Origin of the sequence: Sphingomonas sp. PP-CE-1G-424, from assembly GCF_004341085.1 — a bacterium.
GTDB lineage: Bacteria > Pseudomonadota > Alphaproteobacteria > Sphingomonadales > Sphingomonadaceae > Sphingomonas.
Map to the genome: position 1 here is coordinate 20,523 of NZ_SLXW01000013.1, position 17,185 is coordinate 37,707.

Genomic DNA, 17,185 nt, shown 5'->3' on the forward strand with positions numbered 1-17,185 from the left:
CAGGTTCGTGCCTGTTCTACGCGGCCCGGCCGCTCGCCCCTCATGACGGAAGTCGAGGGGTGATGGGCATCGCTGCGTAACAAGTGGTAGAGGCGCGGAGTGGACAGCATGGACGATCTAGACAGAACATTGGCGAGGCTCGCGGGCGCACCCGTGCCGGCATCGCTGGACGGGATCGAAGCGCAGGTGTTCGCACGCATCGGTGCGCAGCCCGTCGCACGGTTGACCGGATTGGGCGTCGGGGGCGTGATGGTCGCAGCGCTCGCGATCGGCATGGTTGGCGCGGAACTTCCGGCGACCGCCAGCCCTGCGGTGTCGCTTTCGCCGCTCGGGGGCGCATCACCACTGGCGCCATCGGTCTTGCTGATTGGTGAGCCATGACATCGACCAAGCGGCTTATCGTCTGCGTTGTACTGGCCTTCCTCGCGGCTATCGCAGGCGTATTTCTTGCGCGCGTGTTGCTGCCCCAGCCTAAGCAACCGGGCACCGCCTTGCACGAGGTCCTGCACCATAAGCTGGCGCTTGATGGCAATCAGCAGGCCCGGCTGAAAAGCCTAGAGGACCGGTTCGCGGTGCAACGCCACGCGCTGGAATTGGAAATGCGCGCGGACAATGCACGGCTAGCCGAGGCCATTGAGACCGAGCATGGCAACGGCCCCAAGGTGACCGCCGCGGTCGATCAGAGTCATGCGGCGATGGGCGAGTTACAGAAGGCAACGTTGGCGCATATCTTCGCCATGCGGCAGCTTTTGCGCCCGGATCAGACCCCCCAATTCGATGCTGCGGTGGTGAAGGCGCTCACCGACGACCAAGGGTGAGCCTCGATTGGACCACCCTGTCCGACGGCGAACTGGCGACGCTCAGCATCGCTGGCCGACAAGCGGCATTCTCCGAAATCATGCGTCGCTATCGTCAGCCTATATTCCGGCTCGCGCGCGCCTTTGTCGGCGAGGCCGACGAAGCGCTCGATTTGGTTCAAGAGACGTTTGTCGCGGCGCATCAGGCGATGCCGCGCTACGATACACAGCGGGCGATGAAAGCATGGCTTTCTACGATCGCCGTCAACAAATGCCGGGATTGGGCAAGGAAGCGCGCGGTCCGTCGGTTTTTCTCCTTTGCCGCACCGCTCGACGAACAGGCCGAGACGATCGCGGACGATCAGGTAGCAATCGATGACGCAGCAGCCGATCGGCAGGAACTTGCCAAAGTGACGCGCGCCATCGCGACCTTGCCGATGAATCTCAAAGAACCGTTGGTGCTCCGCACGATCGAGGGTTTGAGCCAGGCGGAAACGGCCGATGTATTGGGGATCAGCCAGAAGGCGGTCGAAACCAGGCTATATCGGGCTCGCGCGCGCCTCGCCGAAAATTTGAAAGAGAACCAAGGGGTAGGCGCACGGGACGCGTAAGAGGTGAGACGGGCCGGCAGCGGCTCAATCCCAAGGAGCTACCATGTCGCGCGTTCTAGACCGCCGCCAATTGCTGCGCGGTGCCACTCTTGCAGGAGGCGGTGTTGCGCTGTCGGCATATATGCCGGCATGGGCGCAGCCTGTTTCCGCTGGTATTGTGAAGCCGCTGCCTACTGTATCGGGTGATGAAATCCGGCTCCGGGTCGCGCACCAGATGATGATGATCGACGGACGGCAGAGCCACGCCATCGGCATTAACGGCACTGTGCCCGCACCGCTGATCCGGCTGCGGGAAGGTCAGACCGTGCGGCTGCATGTCGAGAACGGTCTTGATGAGCAGACCTCGTTGCACTGGCACGGCCTGATCGTGCCGTTCCAGATGGACGGCGTGCCGGGCGTTGCCTTCCCCGGCATCGATAAGCGCACGACCTTCACCTACGAGTTCCCGATCGTGCAGGCCGGCACCTATTGGTATCACAGCCATTCCGGGTTGCAGGAGCAGATGGGGCTCTACGGCCCCATCGTGATCGACCCCAAGGGCGTTGACCCGATCCAGTCGGATCGCGAGCACGTTATCGTGCTGTCCGACCACAGCCAGCTCCACCCGCATCGCATCTTCATGAAGCTCAAGAAGCAGTCGGGCTATTTCAACCGGCAGCAGCAGACGCTCGCCGGCCTGCTCAAGGGCGAGGACCAGCCGCTCAAGGATCGCCTCGATTGGGGCAAGATGCGGATGGACCCGACCGACGTCGCCGACGTGACGGGTTCAAACTACACCTATCTCGTCAACGGGCATGGGCCGCAGGACAATTGGACGGGGCTGTTCAGGCCGGGCGAGCGGGTGCGGCTGCGTGTCATCAATGCGTCCGCGATGACGACCTTCAACGTCCGGATTCCGGGGTTGAAGCTGAGCGTTGTCCAGGCGGACGGCCTCAACGTCCGTCCCGTTGAGGTCGACGAGTTCCAGATCGGCGTGGCCGAGACCTACGACGTGATCGTCACTCCATCGGACGAGCGCGCCTACACGCTGGTCGGTGAGAGCGTGGACAGGTCCGGCATGGCGCGCGCAACGCTAAGCCCCCGCGAAGGCATGGCCGCTGAAGTCCCTCCACTTCGCAAGCGCCCTGTCGCCACCATGAAGGACATGGGGATGGACATGAACATGGATATGTCGGGCGGCGGTTCGATGCAGGGCATGGACCATAGTGGCATGCCTGGAATGGATCACGGATCAATGGCCACGGCTGAAAAGCCCGCCGCTGCGATGGACCACGCGCAGATGGACCACGGTGCTGCCGGTGCCGGCGCGGGCGGAATGGCCGGGATGGATCACGGCGCGATGCAGTCGGGTGCTACGATGCCAGGCATGGCAGGTGCGCCCGACGCCGCAGGTGGTATGGCAATGGGCGGCATGGCGGGCATGGACATGAACATGCGCGACTTTTCGAAAGCGCCGGGCGTGAAGAAGGGGCCGGGTGTCCAGACCATCTCGCCGATGCCGATGGATCGTACCGGCGACCCCGGTCAGGGTCTGGAGAATGTCGGGCATCGTGTGCTGAATTACCGCGATCTGGTCGCGGTCGATCGCAATCCCGATCTGCGCGCGCCGTCGCGCGAGGTGCAGATCCACCTTACCGGCAACATGGAACGCTACATGTGGGCGCTCGACGGTGAAAAGCTGTCCGAGGTGAAGGCACCGATCCCATTTCTTGCTGGCGAGCGCGTCCGCGTCACGCTGGTCAACGACACGATGATGGGCCACCCGATCCACTTGCACGGCCACTTCTTCGAATTGGTGACGGGGCACGGCGCGTACAGCCCGAGAAAGCATACCGTCATGGTCCAACCGGGGGGCAAGGTCAGTTGGGACGTGACCGCCAACGAGGGCGATTGGGCATTCCACTGCCACATGCTCTACCACATGCACGCGGGCATGATGCAGGTCGTCCAGGTCCGTTCGGCGAAGGGAGAGGCGGCATGAAGGCGCTGCTTCTCGCCGGGATCGGCGCGCTGGTCGCCACGGCACCTGCCACGGCGCAGACGATGGACCATTCAATGATGCCGGGCATGAGCATGCCGGGCATGAAAATGCCGGCGAAAAAACCGACCGCTAGATCGAGACCGGCCACAAAGCGGGCCCCTGCCAAGAAGGCAGCGACTAGGAAGGTCCCGGCAAAGCGTCCCTCCAAGCCTGCAGCCGATCCACATGCCGAACACACGATGCCCGGCATGGACATGAGCGGTGCGAACGCGGCCGATCCGCACGCCGGCCACGACATGTCCCAAATGTCAGGCATGAACCCTGCTCCGGCTACCGCAACAGGCGAGCACACCGGCCATGATATGTCGGCGATGCCCGGCATGGATATGGCACCCGGCCAGCCAACGCAGCATGACATGTCTTCAATGCCGGGAATGGCGACCGTGCCTGTCGGTACAGACCTGAAGCCGGGCAATGCGCCCGCGCCTGCACCATCTCCGGTGCTGGCAGCGTCTCGCTATTACGGCGAGGCAGCCATGAGCGATGCCAACCGCGACCTGCGCCGCGAGCATGGCGGAATGACCTACTACCAAGTGCTCTTCAACCTTGCCGAGTATCAGGCGCGCAAAGGCGGGGACGGCTATCGATGGGATGGCGAGGCTTGGATCGGGGGAGACATCAACCGTCTCACCCTGAAGAGCGAAGGCGAGGGCACATTTGGCAAACCGCTCGAAGCGGCCGAGGTGCAGGCGCTCTACAGCCGTGCGCTCGATCCCTATTGGAACCTTCAGGCGGGCGTCCGCTACGACTTCAAGCCGAACCCTTCTCGCACCTACGCGACGGTCGGGATCGAGGGGCTTGCGCCCTATTGGTTCGACGTCGAGGGGGCACTGTTCCTTTCTGACAAGGGCGACGTGCTTGGCCGAGCCGAGGCATGGTACGACGAGCGAGTGACACAATTCTTCGTCCTTCAGCCTCGCGTGGAAGCCAACTTTGCAGCCCAAGACGTGCGCCAGGACGGCATCGGATCGGGGCTTACGGACCTCGAACTCGGGCTCAGGCTGCGCTACGAAAAGTCGCGTGAGTTTGCGCCCTACATCGGCGTGTCGTGGGAAAGGCAATTCGGCGACACGGCACGCTTCACGAGAGCACGCGGTGATGACACGGGCGGCTTCAGCTTCGTTGCCGGCGTGAGGACCTGGTTCTGAGGAGCGGCAGGCTCCGCCTTCATGTCGGTGCCAGCAAGCTTCATCGCTGGCTGGCACTGATTATCGGGGTGCAGCTACTGCTCTGGTTCTCCAGCGGCTTGTTGATGAGCATCCTGCCGATCGAGCGGGTACGAGGAGAACACCTCGTTGCACGCGAGAACACGGCGACGATCGATCCGGCTCAGGAGTTTGCTTCCCCGGCATCGGTGTTGGGCGCTGCCCCCGGCCCGGTGCGCGAACTGCGCTACACGACCTTGTTCGGACAACCCGTCGCCGAGTTGACGATGGCTAACGGCACGGTCCGGATGCACGACGCCCGGACCGGTTTGCCGATGCAGCGTATCGATGCGCCCTTTGCGCTACGAGTTGCACGCGCGGCATATCGCGGCCCCGGTGTCCCTGTTGCGTCCGTCATGTTTGCTCGAACAGCGAGCACGGAGTTTCGTGGCAAACTGCCGGTCTGGCGTGTGGAGTTCGAGGACGCCGAGACGACGCGCGTGTTCGTGTCACCGGAGAACGGTAGGATTGTCGGTGTCCGAACGGGTACGTGGCGGCTCTATGATTTTTTCTGGGGCCTCCACATCATGGACTGGAAAAACCATGAGAACTTCAACACCCCTTGGATGATGGCATTTGCAGCTGGGGGGCTAGCCCTTGCGGTGGCAGGCGTGGTGCTGCTCTACATGCGCTGGCCGCGCCGCAGGCAAAGAAAAGTCCAAGGGGTGCACGACGTTGCCGCGTAACTCTCTCTAGGTGGGGGATACCTCGGGAGAACGACTATGAAGACCATTACCACGATCGGCATGTTAGCCGCAGCGCTCGCCGCCAGTCCGCTTGCCGCACAGAGCAGCATGGCGGGCATGGATCATAGCCAGATGCAGGGAATGGATCATTCCAAGATGATGAATGATCCGGGCAATCCTTACGCCGCATCCGAGATGGACATGCATCAGAAGATGATGGCCGCGAAGCAGGGAGACGCATCGGAGATGTGGACCCGCAAGATGATCGAACATCATCGTGGAGCCGTTACCATGTCGCGCGTGGCGCTTCGGGACGCGAAGGATGCCGACACGAAGCGGATGGCGCAGATGACCATTACGAAGCAGGAAAAGGACATCGCCGAGCTTCAGGGCTGGCTCAAGTCGCATGGCAAGCGCGCCCAATAAGGCCGCTGGCAGGAACCCCGCCCCCGGGCGGGGCTTCACCAAAGGAGTTTAGCAATGAAGTTTACGATCCGGAGTGCGATCGTCGCCGCAGCGATGATGACCCCGGCTGTGGCCTTAGCGGCGAACAGCATTGCCATGCACCGCGATCCAGGGTGCGGCTGTTGCGAGCAGTGGGCCAAGCAGGTCCGTCAGCAGTTCGGGCGCAACGTGCAGATCATCGATGACGCTCACCGCGATGTGCTTCAGCGCAAGATGGGTGTCCCCGCCGACCTCAGTTCATGTCACACCGCGGTAGTCGACGGTATGGCATTTGAGGGCCATGTACCGATTGCCGACATGAAACGGGTGCTTGCCCAGCATCCCAAAGGCGTAAACGGGCTTGCCGTGCCGGGTATGCCGGTGGGATCACCTGGCATGGAAATGCCGGGCATGAACGCACAGCCCTATGAGGTGATCGCGTTCGGACCAACCGGACGCAAGGTGTTCGCCCGCCATTAAAAGAGGGAGGCGCGGACGCCTCCCTCCCATTTACTTTTCATGCCCGACATGTCGTGGCCGGCATGGTCTTTACGCCTGCCGCTTTCATGTCGGTGCAGGGCGTTGTCGGAATCGATAGTGGTTTGAAGATCGTGAGAGCTTTCATAACTTAACATATCCGCTATGCCGGATGCATGGATAACGATTCGGCTATCATTGCGCTTGGTGCGCTCGCGCAAGGCACACGCCTCGACGTGTTTCGCCTGCTGGTTCGCCACGAACCGGACGGCATGGCGGCGGGTGAAATTGCCCGTCAGCTCGACGTGCCGCAGAACACCATGTCCGCGCACCTCGGCATTCTCGCGCGCGCCGGCATCGTGCGCTCGGAACGGCATAGCCGGTCGATTATTTACCGTGCCGATCTAGACGGGCTGCGCGCGCTAACGCTGTTCCTCGTCAAGGATTGCTGTGCCGGCTCGCCTGAACTGTGTGCGCCGCTCCTGGCCGAACTCACCCCCTGCTGCTGAAAGGACGCCCCGTGGCCGTCGATATCGTGATCTATCACAACCCCGAGTGCGGCACGTCGCGCAACACGCTGGCGATGATCCGCAATGCTGGCATCGAGCCGCACGTCATCGAATATCTGAAAACCCCACCCTCGCGCGTGTTGCTGGTCGAGCTGATCGACCGCGCCGGGATCACGCCCCGCGATCTGCTACGCGAGAAGGGGACGCCCTATGCGGAGCTGGGCCTTGGTGACGATGCGCTGTCAGACGACACGCTGGTGGACGCGATGATGGCGCATCCGGTCCTCATTAACCGGCCGCTGGTCGTCTCGCCGCTCGGCGTGAAGCTGTGCCGACCGTCCGAAGCGGTCCTCGATCTGCTGCCTGATGCCCAACAGGGCGCGTTTGCCAAGGAAGACGGCGAACAGGTTGTGGATGCTTCGGGCCAGCGCATCGCCTGATGCTGCTCGCGTTCGCTATCTTCGTCGTCACGATCGCGCTCGTCATCTGGCAGCCCAAGGGCCTGGGCATCGGCTGGAGCGCGCTAGGCGGCGCGGCCGTCGCGCTACTCGTCGGGGTCGTTTCGCTCTCTGACGTGCCGGTGGTGTGGGGCATCGTCTGGAACGCGACCGCGACGTTCGTCGCGATCATCATCGTCAGCCTGTTGCTCGATGAAGCCGGGTTCTTCGAATGGGCGGCGCTCCACGTTGCGCGCTGGGGCGGGGGGCATGGTCGTCGGCTGTTCGTGCTGATCGTCCTGCTCGGGGCGGCGGTGTCGGCGCTGTTCGCCAATGACGGCGCCGCGCTGATCCTGACGCCGATCGTCATCGCGATGCTGAGGGCCCTGGGATACAAGGACAAGGCGACGCTGGCGTTCGTCATGGCGGCGGGGTTCATTGCCGATACCGCAAGCCTGCCGCTGATCGTCTCCAACCTCGTCAACATCGTGTCGGCCGACTTCTTCCGGATCGGCTTTGCCGATTATGCCTCGGTGATGGTGCCGGTCGATCTGGCGTCGATCGCCGCGACGCTGGTCGTGCTGCTGCTGTTCTTCCGGCGCGACATACCCGCCAGCTACGATGTGGCGCAGCTCCGCGCGCCCGCTGATGCGATCCGTGACCATGCCACATTCAAGGCGGGCTGGGTCGTCCTCGCCCTGCTGCTCGCCGGCTTCTTCTTGCTCGAACCTATCGGCGTGCCGGTCAGCGCCGTCGCTGCTGCCGGTGCCGTGCTCTTGCTGGTCATCGCCGCGCGCGGCCATGTCATCCAGACGCGCAAGGTGCTGGCCGGCGCGCCGTGGCAGGTCGTGATCTTCTCGCTCGGCATGTACCTGGTCGTCTATGGCCTGCGGAATGCCGGACTGACCGACCATCTTGCCGGCCTGCTCGATCGCACCGCGCAAGGCGGCGTTTGGGGTGCGGCGTTCGGCACCGGGATCATTGCCGCGCTGCTGTCGTCGGTGATGAACAACATGCCGACCGTTCTGGTGGGTGCGCTGTCGATCGACGCGACGCACGCCACGGGCGCGATCAAGGAAGCCATGATTTACGCCAACGTGATCGGGTGCGACCTTGGCCCGAAAATCACACCGATTGGCTCGCTCGCGACGCTGCTCTGGCTGCACGTCCTCGGGCAAAAGGGCATTCGGATCGGCTGGGGCTATTACTTCAAGGTCGGCGCGACGCTAACGATTCCGGTGCTGCTGGTAACGCTCGCGGCACTCGCGATCAGGATCAGCATGGGATGACGGCACTCGTATATCTGGCCGCGTCGCTCGCGGAAATCGCAGGCTGCTTTGCCTTTTGGGCATGGTTGCGGCTGGGCAAATCGCCCCTGTGGCTGGCTCCGGGCGTGGTATCGCTTGTGCTGTTCGCCTGGCTGCTGACACGCGTGGACAACGATGCAGCAGGGCGGGCCTATGCAGCCTATGGCGGCGTCTACATCTGTGCATCGCTGATCTGGCTGTGGGCTGTCGAAGGGGTGAGGCCCGACCGCTGGGACGCTGGTGGAGCGACACTCTGCCTGATCGGCACCTGTATCATTCTGCTTGGCCCAAGGACCGCCTGATGCCGCTTCGCGCCCTCTCTGACCCCGATCATCTACCCGCCCTTGATCGGCGCTATGCGCTCGATCGTCCTGCCCTTGGGCTGGGCGCTGGTGATCCACCTCCGCGCATACTGTTGCTCTACGGCTCTTTGCGGGAGCGGTCCTTTTCGCGGTTGTGCGTTGAGGAAGCCGCTCGCCTGCTGCAATTCTTCGGCTGCGAAACGCGAATCTTCGATCCTTCGACGTTGCCGCTGCCCGATCAGGTGACGGGGGACGATCACCTGGCCGTCCACGAGCTACGCGAACTGTCGATGTGGTCGGAGGGGCATGTGTGGTGCAGCCCCGAGCGCCACGGCCAGATCACCGGCATCATGAAGCTGCAAGTCGATCACCTGCCGCTGTCGATGGGTGGGATGCGCCCGACGCAGGGCCGCACGCTTGCCGTCATGCAGGTGTCGGCCGGATCGCAGTCGTTCAACAGCGTGAACACCCTGCGCGTCCTCGGCCGTTGGATGCGAATGGTGACGATCCCAAACCAATCGAGCGTCGCGAAGGCGTTTGCGGAGTTCGACGAAAGCGACCGAATGAAGCCTTCGGCCTACTATGATCGGATCGTGGATGTGATGGAGGAGCTGGTGCGCTTCACGGTCCTTCTACGCCCGCACACCACGCAGCTTGTTGATCGCTATTCCGAGCGAAAGGAGGCAGATGTGCCGATCGATAGCGCCACGGACCTTTCGAGCATCGCAACCTCGCCAATGTACCGGAAAGGCGAGTAAAGTTCTCTTAGTGTGGCGAACCGCTCCTCCGACATTGTGCATCACTGAGTGTGCTTCTAGATGCATCCAATGAAACGCCGGGCTCGCCCATTCTCCAAGATATTGCGTTCCATGGCGTTTTTCGTCCTGGCAGTGATGTTGCTGGTCCGGCTTGGCCCGCTCTGCGAGACGATGGCGATGGCCGCGCCTCCGGCTGCGTCCGCGATGATGGACTGCGCCAGCAAATCAGCAGGCGCTCCCATCAAAAAGGCACCTGCGTCGGCCTGCGCCATACCGTGCGTTGCGGTTGCCGGCGAAACCGTCGAGCATATCGGGCTGGTTCCGTCCTCCCATCTATCGCCTTGGCCAGCTCCACAGACGGGCCTTTTGGGCATGGCATACGCTCCGGCCACGCCCCCTCCGCAAACCGTGTGACGTCGAACACCATCACACGTAAATTTCGGAGAATATCATGACCAAGTTCAAGCTCATCAGCGCTGCCTTCGCCCTCACCCTGTCGACTGGCGCATTCGCCGCTGTCGCCAATTGCTGCGCCGACATGGCGTGCTGCAAGGACGGTGCGGACTGCTGCAAGGATGGCGCAAAAGCCAAGGCCGCGGACTGCTGCGATCATGCCAAGGGCGGCATGAAGCACGGCTAAAAGCTGGATAGGGGCGGGCAGCCGCCCCTATTTTCCTAGTCTACATCTACCCGCCGCGGCACGCCGTCGCGCCATGGTCGCTGTGACGAGTGGAGAGTTACCCGTAGGGTTGAGGCTCTTCCCCGAACCGCATCCATCGTTCGGCCCATCTCGCGTGCGATTACCGCCAGAGTCTGCCTGGCCTCGATACGCCGACGAAGCTCGACGTCATCATCATCGGTCCAAGACGTTCCACGTCGAGCGGTCAGCCCAAAAACTCCTCGATCAGGAGCAATCCCAAAAAGCCGATGAAAAACATGGCGCTGATAAGCGGGGTATCGGGCTTCTCGTGCGCCTCCACCAATAGCTCTTCCGTCACAAGGTAGAGCAGCGCCATCAAACCGAAACTGAGAAACCCGGCGATGACGACGGGCGGAAACGTCGCAACGGGAGTCGCTATCGCCGCACCGATCGGCAGCAACAACGCGATCCCCATCGTAATCGCGATGATCCGCGCCTTGGACTTGATCGTCTCGCCCAGCTCGGTCGTCACGGTCAGTCCGAGAAACAGCACCTCCAACGTCAACGCGATCGTCAGCAACATGCCAGCCTTCCCGCCAGCGACGAACGCCAACCCGAGAACAAGCCCGTCGATCAGGATGTCGACCGCGACCGCACCGAGCATGGCGATCGGTCCACTGGCGCGACCCTCAAGGGCTTTGAGCGACAGCATCACGAGAATGCCAAGCGCGCCGCCTGTGAATGTCGCGATCGGTGAACCTTCGTGCATCACCTGGGGCAGGATCTCGGCTGCCGCTGCGGCGAACACGACGCCTGCCGCCAAGTGCTGCATGGCGCTTACGAAGGCATCACTTGGCCGTCTCGATACCGCGAATAGCGAGCCGATCAGTACGGCGACGACGGGAATGAGCGTGAAGGCAACGGCCTGCATAGCTTAAGCCCTCACGCTGTCATGACTCAAAGGCGGCAGTTCGATGTGTCCCCCTGATGGGGCTGGCAGCTCGCGCCGTCCGAAACGAGCGTAGAGCGTCGGCAGCACGAACAAGGTGAGCAAGGTTGCGGATATCAGGCCACCAATGACGACGGTCGCCAGCGGCTTTTGCACCTCGGCTCCAGCACCATGACCAAGTGCCATCGGCACGAAGCCAAGCGACGCAACGAGCGCCGTCATCGCAACTGGCCGGAGCCGCGCCAGAGCGCCTTGATGCGCCGCTACCGCACGACCCATGCCTTGCCGCATCAGATCATGGATGGACGACACCATGACCAGCCCGTTGAGAACCGCGACACCTGATAGCGCGATGAAGCCGACTGCCGCTGAAATGGAGAACGGCATGCCTCTTAGCACCAGCGCAAGGATGCCTCCGACCAGCGCCAGCGGAACGCCGGTAAACACGATCAACGCATCCCTGACGGAGCCAAGCGCGCCGTAGAGCAGGAACATGATGACCACGAAGCAGATCGGCACCACAACGCTAAGCCTATCGCGGGCAGATGCCAGGTTCTCGAACTGACCGCCCCATTCGAGATACGTGCCAGGCGGCAATTTCACCTGAGCGTCGATGGCTGACCGGGCATCAGCCACGACACCGGCCACGTCTCGATCGCGCACGTTGGCCTGCACCACGACACGCCGCTTGCCGTTCTCGCGGCTGATCTGGTTGGGACCATCGACCACGGCGATATCCGCCACTGTCGATAGCGGTACGAAGCCGCCACTGCCGGTCGGCACCGGCACCTGAGCAACCGCCGTCAGATCGGATCGTGAGCTTTCGGCCATCCGGATCACGACGGGGAAGCGACGATCGCCTTCAAAGATCACGCCAGCCTGTCGGCCGCCAATGGCTGCGGCAACCGTGTCCTGCACGTCACCCGCCGTCACCCCGACGCGGGACATGGCAGTGCGGTTCGGCCGGATATCGAGCATCGGCAAGCCTTCGGTTTGTTCAACCCGCACGTCTGCTGCACCCCGCGTCTTTCGAAGGATGCCGGCTATCCGATCTGCGGTCGCGTTCATCTCGCCAAAGTCGTCGCCAAAGACCTTGATCGCGATGTCGCCGCGCACGCCTGCAATCAGCTCGTTGAACCGCATCTGGATCGGCTGAGTGATCTCATAGGCGTTGCCGGGCAGAGTGGAGAGCCGCTTTTCCAGCCGCTCGACCAGCTCTTCCTTGGACAGGCCGGGGTCGGGCCACTCCTTCTTCGGCTTCAGGATGACGAAGGTGTCGGTCGCGTTAGGCGGCATCGGGTCCGATGCGATTTCGGACGTGCCGGTGCGCGAGAAGGCGAAGCGGACCTCAGGGGCCTTGGCGAGTGCCTTTTCCACCTGGAATTGCATCGCCTGGCTCTGATCGACCGATGTGCCCGGGATGCGGACCGCCTGCACGAGGATGTTGCCCTCATCGAGCTGCGGCAAGAACTCCTGCCCCAATGTCGTAAAAGCGGCCCCGGCGAGTGCCAGCGCACCGATCGCGACGCCGATGGTGAGGGTGGGTCGGCGCATTGCCGCATCAAGTCCCGGCTCATAACGTTTCCGGAGGAAGGTGACGACGCGGCTTTCCTTCTCCTCGACCCGCTTGCTGAGACAGATCGCAATCGCTGCCGGTATGAAGGTCAGCGATAGGATGAAGGCGAACACCAGAGCGATGATGACCGTGAGCGCCATCGGCTCGAACATCTTGCCTTCGACACCCGTGAAGGTGAGCAACGGCGCATAGACAAGGATGATGATAGCCTGCCCGTACACCGATGGCCGGATCATCTCGCGCGCCGACGCCGCGACAATCCCGAGACGTTGCTCGATGGTCAGCACGTCATCACGACCATGCTGCGCCTCGCCCAAACGCCGTAATGCGTTCTCCACAATAATGACCGCGCCATCTACGATCAGACCAAAGTCGAGCGCACCAAGGCTCATCAGATTTGCGGAAACGCCCGCCTCCAACATGCCGATGCTGGTCAGCAGCATCGTGATCGGAATGACGCAGGCCGCGATCAGCGCCGCGCGGAAATTGCCAAGCAGCGCAAACAGAACGACGATTACCAGCACCGCACCTTCGGCGAGGTTGCGGGCAACCGTCGAAATTGTGGAGTTCACCAGCTCGGTCCGGTTCATGACCGGCTTCACGACAACATCGACCGGCAAAGAGCGGCCGATCTGCGTCAGCCGTTCGGCAACGCCGGTCGATACCGTGCGGCTATTCTCCCCGATCCGCATAACCGCGGTGCCGACGACAACTTCATGGCCGTTTTCTGACGCCGATCCCATGCGTAGCGCCTGCCCGGTGCGAACGGTCGCGATCTGGTTAAGCAGGATCGGAACGCTCTCGCGGGTGGCAACGACGGTACGTGCCAGCTCGTCGGCGTTGCGAACACGCCCATCCGATCGAACCGCCAGCCCTTCTCCGTTGCGGTTGACCACGCCAGCGCCCGCGCTGGTATTGCTGCGCTGAAGGGCGGTGGTGAGATCCTGAAGCGTTAGCCGCATTGCCGCCATGCGCTGTATGTCCGGAATAACGAGATATTCCTTGGTGTAGCCACCAAGGGAGTCGACGCCAGCAAGCCCGGCCGTGCTTTTGAGCTGCGGCGTGACGATCCAATCCTGTACGGTGCGCAGATAGGTCGCCTTGTCGGCGTCGCTGACAAGGTGATCCCCCTCGGGGGTGATATAGCTGGCATCGCGCTGCAAGCCGGGTTCGCCGTTGCGGTGGTGAACTTGGTCCAGCTCGCGATATTCGACCGTCCACATGAAGATATCGCCGAGGCCCGTAGCGATCGGCCCCATCTCGGGGTTCACACCTTCGGGAAGGTCTTCCTCAGCGGTTCGCAGACGTTCCGCGACCTGCGCTCGCGCAAAGTAGATATCGGTCTTTTCACCGAAAACCGCTGTGATCTGGGCAAAGCCATTGCGACTTAGCGAGCGGGTATATTCAAGGCCAGGAATGCCCGCGAGCGCGGTTTCGACCGTGAACGCAACCTGCTTCTCGATCTGATCGGGGGAGAGGGCAGGAGCAACGACATTGATCTGCACCTGGTTATTGGTGATGTCGGGTACGGCGTCGATCGGAAGCTGACGCAGCGCGCCAATCCCGAGCAATGCAGCCGCGATGGTGAGAAGCAGGACGAGCCAGCGCTTCTCGACGGAGAGGGTGACGATGCGACCGATCATGGCTCAGTCCTCATCCCCGCCTGCACCCTTGCCGAGTTCGGCCTTGAGCGTGAAGCTGTTGGTGGAAGCGATGCGCTCCGAGCCGGTAAGGCCTGCCGTTACGGTGACTTGCCCGCCGTTGGTGCGACCAAGCGTCACGGGAATTGCCCGGAATCCTGTCGCAGTGCGGACGAACACGAACGACTTGTCCTCGATCATCTGCACTGCGGCCGATGGCACGGCGACGGTGCGGTCCCCGGTCGCAGGAACGAGGATCGATACGTTGACCGTTTCGCCGACGCGCCATGTGCTGCCGGCGTTGTCGAGGGTAGCGATCACCGGCACCAATCGGGTCGTCTCGTCCAGAATGGGGGATACGAACGTGACGCGCCCCTCCTGACGCCGCCCCGGTGCCGTCACTTCGACACGCACGCCGGGTTTCACCCGACCGGCATCGGTGGGGACGAGTGAGGTGGTTACAGTGACCTTCGACAGGTTGGCGACGCGGAACAGCTCTGCATCGGCCGCGACCGCCTGCCCGAGTGTAGCGGATCTCGCGATGACCTGGCCGGCGATCGGCGAGCGAACCGCGATGCGGTTGAGCGCGCCGCCTCCGCTGCCCGTCGCTGACAATTGCTGCTGCGCGAGGCGAAGGGCAATGCTGGCCTCCGTCGCTGCCGTCCGCGCTGCGACCAGATCCTGCTCTGGCGAAACACGTTCAGCGAACAGGCGCTGTTCGCGGCGAAGGTTTGATTGGGCGAGTGCGGAACGCGCGCGCGCGGCTTCTACCTCCGCTTTCAGTGATGCCGCTTCCCGGCTTTCGATGATAGCCAGCGGGTCTCCCCGGCTGACTGACTGCCCGAGATTGCTGGTGAGGGAAACGAGCCGACCGCCTACGGAGGTGGACACAACCTGCACACCCTGAGGATCGCCCTCGATCGTTGCCGATAGCTCGATCGCTCCGGCCACGCCGCCTACTGTAGGACGCGTAACCTCTATCCCGGCATCCGCAATCTGCTGCGCGGACAGGGTGACGATATCCTTTGGACCCTCCTTGGCTTCGCTGGCCTCGGCACCTTCGGTCTTCTCGGCTCCGGCTTTCTCACCGGCCTCGCCGTTGCCACCCCCGCCGCATCCGGCAAGGAGGACAGCCAGGGTCACAGGCGCGAGCGCCCGCATGATGGTCTTCGTCATTGATTGGTTTCCTCGGTCGAGGGCGCTGCGGCAACGAGCCGTTCGAGGCGTGCCTTGGCGTCGTGATAGGTGGCGAGCGCATCGATCGCGGCGGTTCGTGTTTCGGACAGGGTACGTTCGGCATCGAGCAAATCGAGCTGACCGAACTTGCCCTCCCGGTAGCCGATCCGGGCGATCCGAGCGGCTTCGCTTGCCGACGCCAATGCCGGCCCGCTGGCGTTGCGAGCGGTCGTCGCGGCATTCGCGACGTTCGCCTGTGCGCTTGCGATATCCTGCGCGGTATCCAGCTCGGCCGCGCGACGTAGCGCCTGCGCCTGATCAGTCTGCGCCCGCGCCTGCGCCACTGCCGCCTTGCCGTTGTTGAACAGTGGGAACGGGATCGACAGCCCGAACACCGCTGCCACGTCGTTCGTAGCCTCAAGCCGTCGTGCGCTGGCGCTGAGTGTCACGTCGGGAATGCGCTGCGACCTAGCAAGCCGCACCTGTGCCTCTGCCGTTGTCACGTCCGCGCGTGTCGCCGCCAATGCCAGCGTCCCGGCGGTCTCGATCGGCCGCGCTGGACCAAAGCCCTCGACACGGCCGAACCACACCAAGTCCAACGGTCCCGTGAGGGGTTGGCCGATCCGTCGGGCAAGATTGCTTCGGGCGACCTCGGCAAGCCGCTCTGCGCGCTCCACAGCCGTCTCCACGTTGATCCGCAATACATCGGCGCGCTGCTGTTCGAGCGGTGATGCTCGCCCCGCTTGAACGCGGACGCCGGCTGCGCGCGATGCTTCGCGGGCGATACCGGCCTGCTCGCGCGCGGTCACCAGTCGGCGTTCCGCTGCGGTCGCCTCGATGTAGAGCTGCGTGATGGCAAGCCGTAGATCAGCCTCGGCCAACGCCGTGCCTATCCTCGCTCGATTACCAATCGCATCTGCGACAGCGATCCGTGCCGATCGTTTGCCACCCAACTCGATCGGTAGTGCCAGACCTGCCGTTGTCTCGGCGCTTCGAAGACCGCGATATTGGCCGCTGCCGGCAATGTTCTCGGTCTCGGCGACGATCGACGGGTTCGGGCGGTAGCCGGCAACCGTGCGGCCTGCTTGTGCTGCCCGGACGCCAGCCGTGGCAGCCTCAAGGCTGGGGGCGCTGGCTCCGGCAAGCGAAAGCGCCTGCTCAAGGGTGAGCGGGGGACTGGTCGATGTTGGATCGGCTGACTGCGCCTGTGCGATCGACGCGCACGACGCCACGGCCAATAAGGCCGCAATAAAACGGTGCATGGGTAACGGACTCCTGACGAACCTTGGGCATCCGCACGGGCTTTCCCGGCGGAATTAGGCGTTGGTCAGGCTTGGGGAGGACGTAGGGCTGGGTCCGACGCTACCGGGGCCTTGGGCGCATTGCGCCACATCGATGCAGTCATACGAACGCTGCTGGCTGGTCCGGTTGAATCGGACGCGATCGGCACGCCGACATGATGGCCGTGGCAACCACCATGATGGTGAGGATAAGCCTTGTCGGCGTCTGCCGGCACTTGGTCGGCATCGCCGTCGCAATGATCGAGGGAGCTGACCGCTGTGGTATCAACGCACGTCACGCCTTCGGTCGCATGCGCGACTGATCCAAGCCCGAGCATAAGCACGAGCAT

The 17,185-nt window shown here is 63.1% G+C and carries 20 protein-coding genes; 15 read left to right on the forward strand and 5 right to left on the reverse strand.

Translation table 11 applies throughout. The annotated features are described in order from the left end of the window. Positions 1–108 precede the first annotated feature (108 nt). From C8J43_RS20525 to arsH, 13 genes are all read left to right on the forward strand, one after another. Complete coding sequence (locus C8J43_RS20525) at positions 109–381, forward strand: hypothetical protein (protein ID WP_055763369.1); 273 nt, start codon at positions 109–111, stop codon at positions 379–381. Next, positions 378–818 (forward strand): periplasmic heavy metal sensor, encoded by a 441-nt coding sequence (locus C8J43_RS20530; protein ID WP_055763336.1) that lies wholly within the window; start codon positions 378–380, stop codon positions 816–818. Before C8J43_RS20525 ends, C8J43_RS20530 begins: the two co-directional genes overlap by 4 nt. Then, positions 815–1,408, forward strand: coding sequence for an RNA polymerase sigma factor (locus C8J43_RS20535; RefSeq protein ID WP_055763333.1), 594 nt, complete (start codon positions 815–817; stop codon positions 1,406–1,408). The genes C8J43_RS20530 and C8J43_RS20535 overlap by 4 nt, the downstream gene beginning before the upstream one ends. Before the next feature lie 43 nt (positions 1,409–1,451). Next, positions 1,452–3,389, forward strand: a complete 1,938-nt coding sequence (locus tag C8J43_RS20540; protein WP_056405756.1) for a copper resistance system multicopper oxidase — start codon at positions 1,452–1,454, stop codon at positions 3,387–3,389. Next, a complete protein-coding gene (locus tag C8J43_RS20545; RefSeq protein ID WP_055763326.1) occupies positions 3,386–4,597 on the forward strand; it encodes a copper resistance protein B in 1,212 nt (403 codons plus the stop codon). The genes C8J43_RS20540 and C8J43_RS20545 overlap by 4 nt, the downstream gene beginning before the upstream one ends. After that, the gene (locus C8J43_RS20550) at positions 4,594–5,340 is read left to right on the forward strand and encodes a PepSY domain-containing protein (protein ID WP_268795171.1); all 747 of its coding nucleotides are present in this window, start codon (positions 4,594–4,596) and stop codon (positions 5,338–5,340) included. Before C8J43_RS20545 ends, C8J43_RS20550 begins: the two co-directional genes overlap by 4 nt. A 36-nt stretch (positions 5,341–5,376) precedes the next feature. Then, entirely contained in the window at positions 5,377–5,766 is a 390-nt protein-coding gene (locus C8J43_RS20555) for a DUF305 domain-containing protein (RefSeq protein WP_235516307.1), read from the forward strand. Between the two features lie 54 nt (positions 5,767–5,820). Continuing rightward, positions 5,821–6,264 (forward strand): DUF411 domain-containing protein, encoded by a 444-nt coding sequence (locus C8J43_RS20560; RefSeq protein ID WP_055763320.1) that lies wholly within the window; start codon positions 5,821–5,823, stop codon positions 6,262–6,264. A 173-nt stretch (positions 6,265–6,437) separates the two neighbouring features. Continuing rightward, entirely contained in the window at positions 6,438–6,770 is a 333-nt protein-coding gene (locus C8J43_RS20565) for a metalloregulator ArsR/SmtB family transcription factor (RefSeq protein ID WP_055763316.1), read from the forward strand. Between the two features lie 11 nt (positions 6,771–6,781). Further along, positions 6,782–7,210, forward strand: a complete 429-nt coding sequence (arsC, locus tag C8J43_RS20570) for an arsenate reductase (glutaredoxin) (protein ID WP_082445493.1) — start codon at positions 6,782–6,784, stop codon at positions 7,208–7,210. Continuing rightward, the gene (locus tag C8J43_RS20575; protein WP_055763311.1) at positions 7,210–8,496 is read left to right on the forward strand and encodes an arsenic transporter; all 1,287 of its coding nucleotides are present in this window, start codon (positions 7,210–7,212) and stop codon (positions 8,494–8,496) included. The genes arsC and C8J43_RS20575 overlap by 1 nt, the downstream gene beginning before the upstream one ends. Then, complete coding sequence (locus tag C8J43_RS20580) at positions 8,493–8,816, forward strand: YnfA family protein (RefSeq protein WP_056421056.1); 324 nt, start codon at positions 8,493–8,495, stop codon at positions 8,814–8,816. The genes C8J43_RS20575 and C8J43_RS20580 overlap by 4 nt, the downstream gene beginning before the upstream one ends. Continuing rightward, a complete protein-coding gene (gene arsH, locus C8J43_RS20585; RefSeq protein WP_133032466.1) occupies positions 8,816–9,574 on the forward strand; it encodes an arsenical resistance protein ArsH in 759 nt (252 codons plus the stop codon). Before C8J43_RS20580 ends, arsH begins: the two co-directional genes overlap by 1 nt. A gap of 56 nt (positions 9,575–9,630) precedes the next feature. On the opposite strand, the gene C8J43_RS20590 is transcribed toward arsH, so the two are convergent. Then, positions 9,631–9,846, reverse strand: a complete 216-nt coding sequence (locus C8J43_RS20590; protein WP_055763301.1) for a hypothetical protein — start codon at positions 9,844–9,846, stop codon at positions 9,631–9,633. Between the two features lie 179 nt (positions 9,847–10,025). On the opposite strand from C8J43_RS20590, the gene C8J43_RS20595 reads away from it, so the two are divergent. Then, positions 10,026–10,214 carry a hypothetical protein gene (locus tag C8J43_RS20595; RefSeq protein ID WP_041394287.1) on the forward strand — a complete coding sequence of 63 codons (189 nt, stop codon included), beginning with the start codon at positions 10,026–10,028 and terminating at the stop codon, positions 10,212–10,214. 244 nt (positions 10,215–10,458) lie between these two features. On the opposite strand, the gene C8J43_RS20600 is transcribed toward C8J43_RS20595, so the two are convergent. Genes C8J43_RS20600 through C8J43_RS20615 form a run of 4 tightly spaced genes read right to left on the reverse strand, consistent with a single transcriptional unit; the run spans position 10,459 to position 16,817 of the window. Beyond that, the gene (locus C8J43_RS20600; protein ID WP_133032467.1) at positions 10,459–11,145 is read right to left on the reverse strand and encodes a transporter; all 687 of its coding nucleotides are present in this window, start codon (positions 11,143–11,145) and stop codon (positions 10,459–10,461) included. Between the two features lie 3 nt (positions 11,146–11,148). Further along, on the reverse strand, positions 11,149–14,382 hold the full coding sequence (locus C8J43_RS20605) for a CusA/CzcA family heavy metal efflux RND transporter (RefSeq protein ID WP_056677697.1): 3,234 nt from the start codon (positions 14,380–14,382) through the stop codon (positions 11,149–11,151). 3 nt (positions 14,383–14,385) lie between these two features. After that, positions 14,386–15,540, reverse strand: coding sequence for an efflux RND transporter periplasmic adaptor subunit (locus tag C8J43_RS20610; RefSeq protein WP_243645710.1), 1,155 nt, complete (start codon positions 15,538–15,540; stop codon positions 14,386–14,388). Positions 15,541–15,551: 11 nt separating this feature from the next. Next, a complete protein-coding gene (locus C8J43_RS20615; protein WP_133032468.1) occupies positions 15,552–16,817 on the reverse strand; it encodes a TolC family protein in 1,266 nt (421 codons plus the stop codon). Between the two features lie 194 nt (positions 16,818–17,011). Here C8J43_RS20615 and C8J43_RS22075 point away from each other — a divergent pair, with 194 nt between their 5' ends. Beyond that, positions 17,012–17,158 carry a hypothetical protein gene (locus C8J43_RS22075; protein WP_156349056.1) on the forward strand — a complete coding sequence of 49 codons (147 nt, stop codon included), beginning with the start codon at positions 17,012–17,014 and terminating at the stop codon, positions 17,156–17,158. Positions 17,159–17,185: the final 27 nt, after the last annotated feature.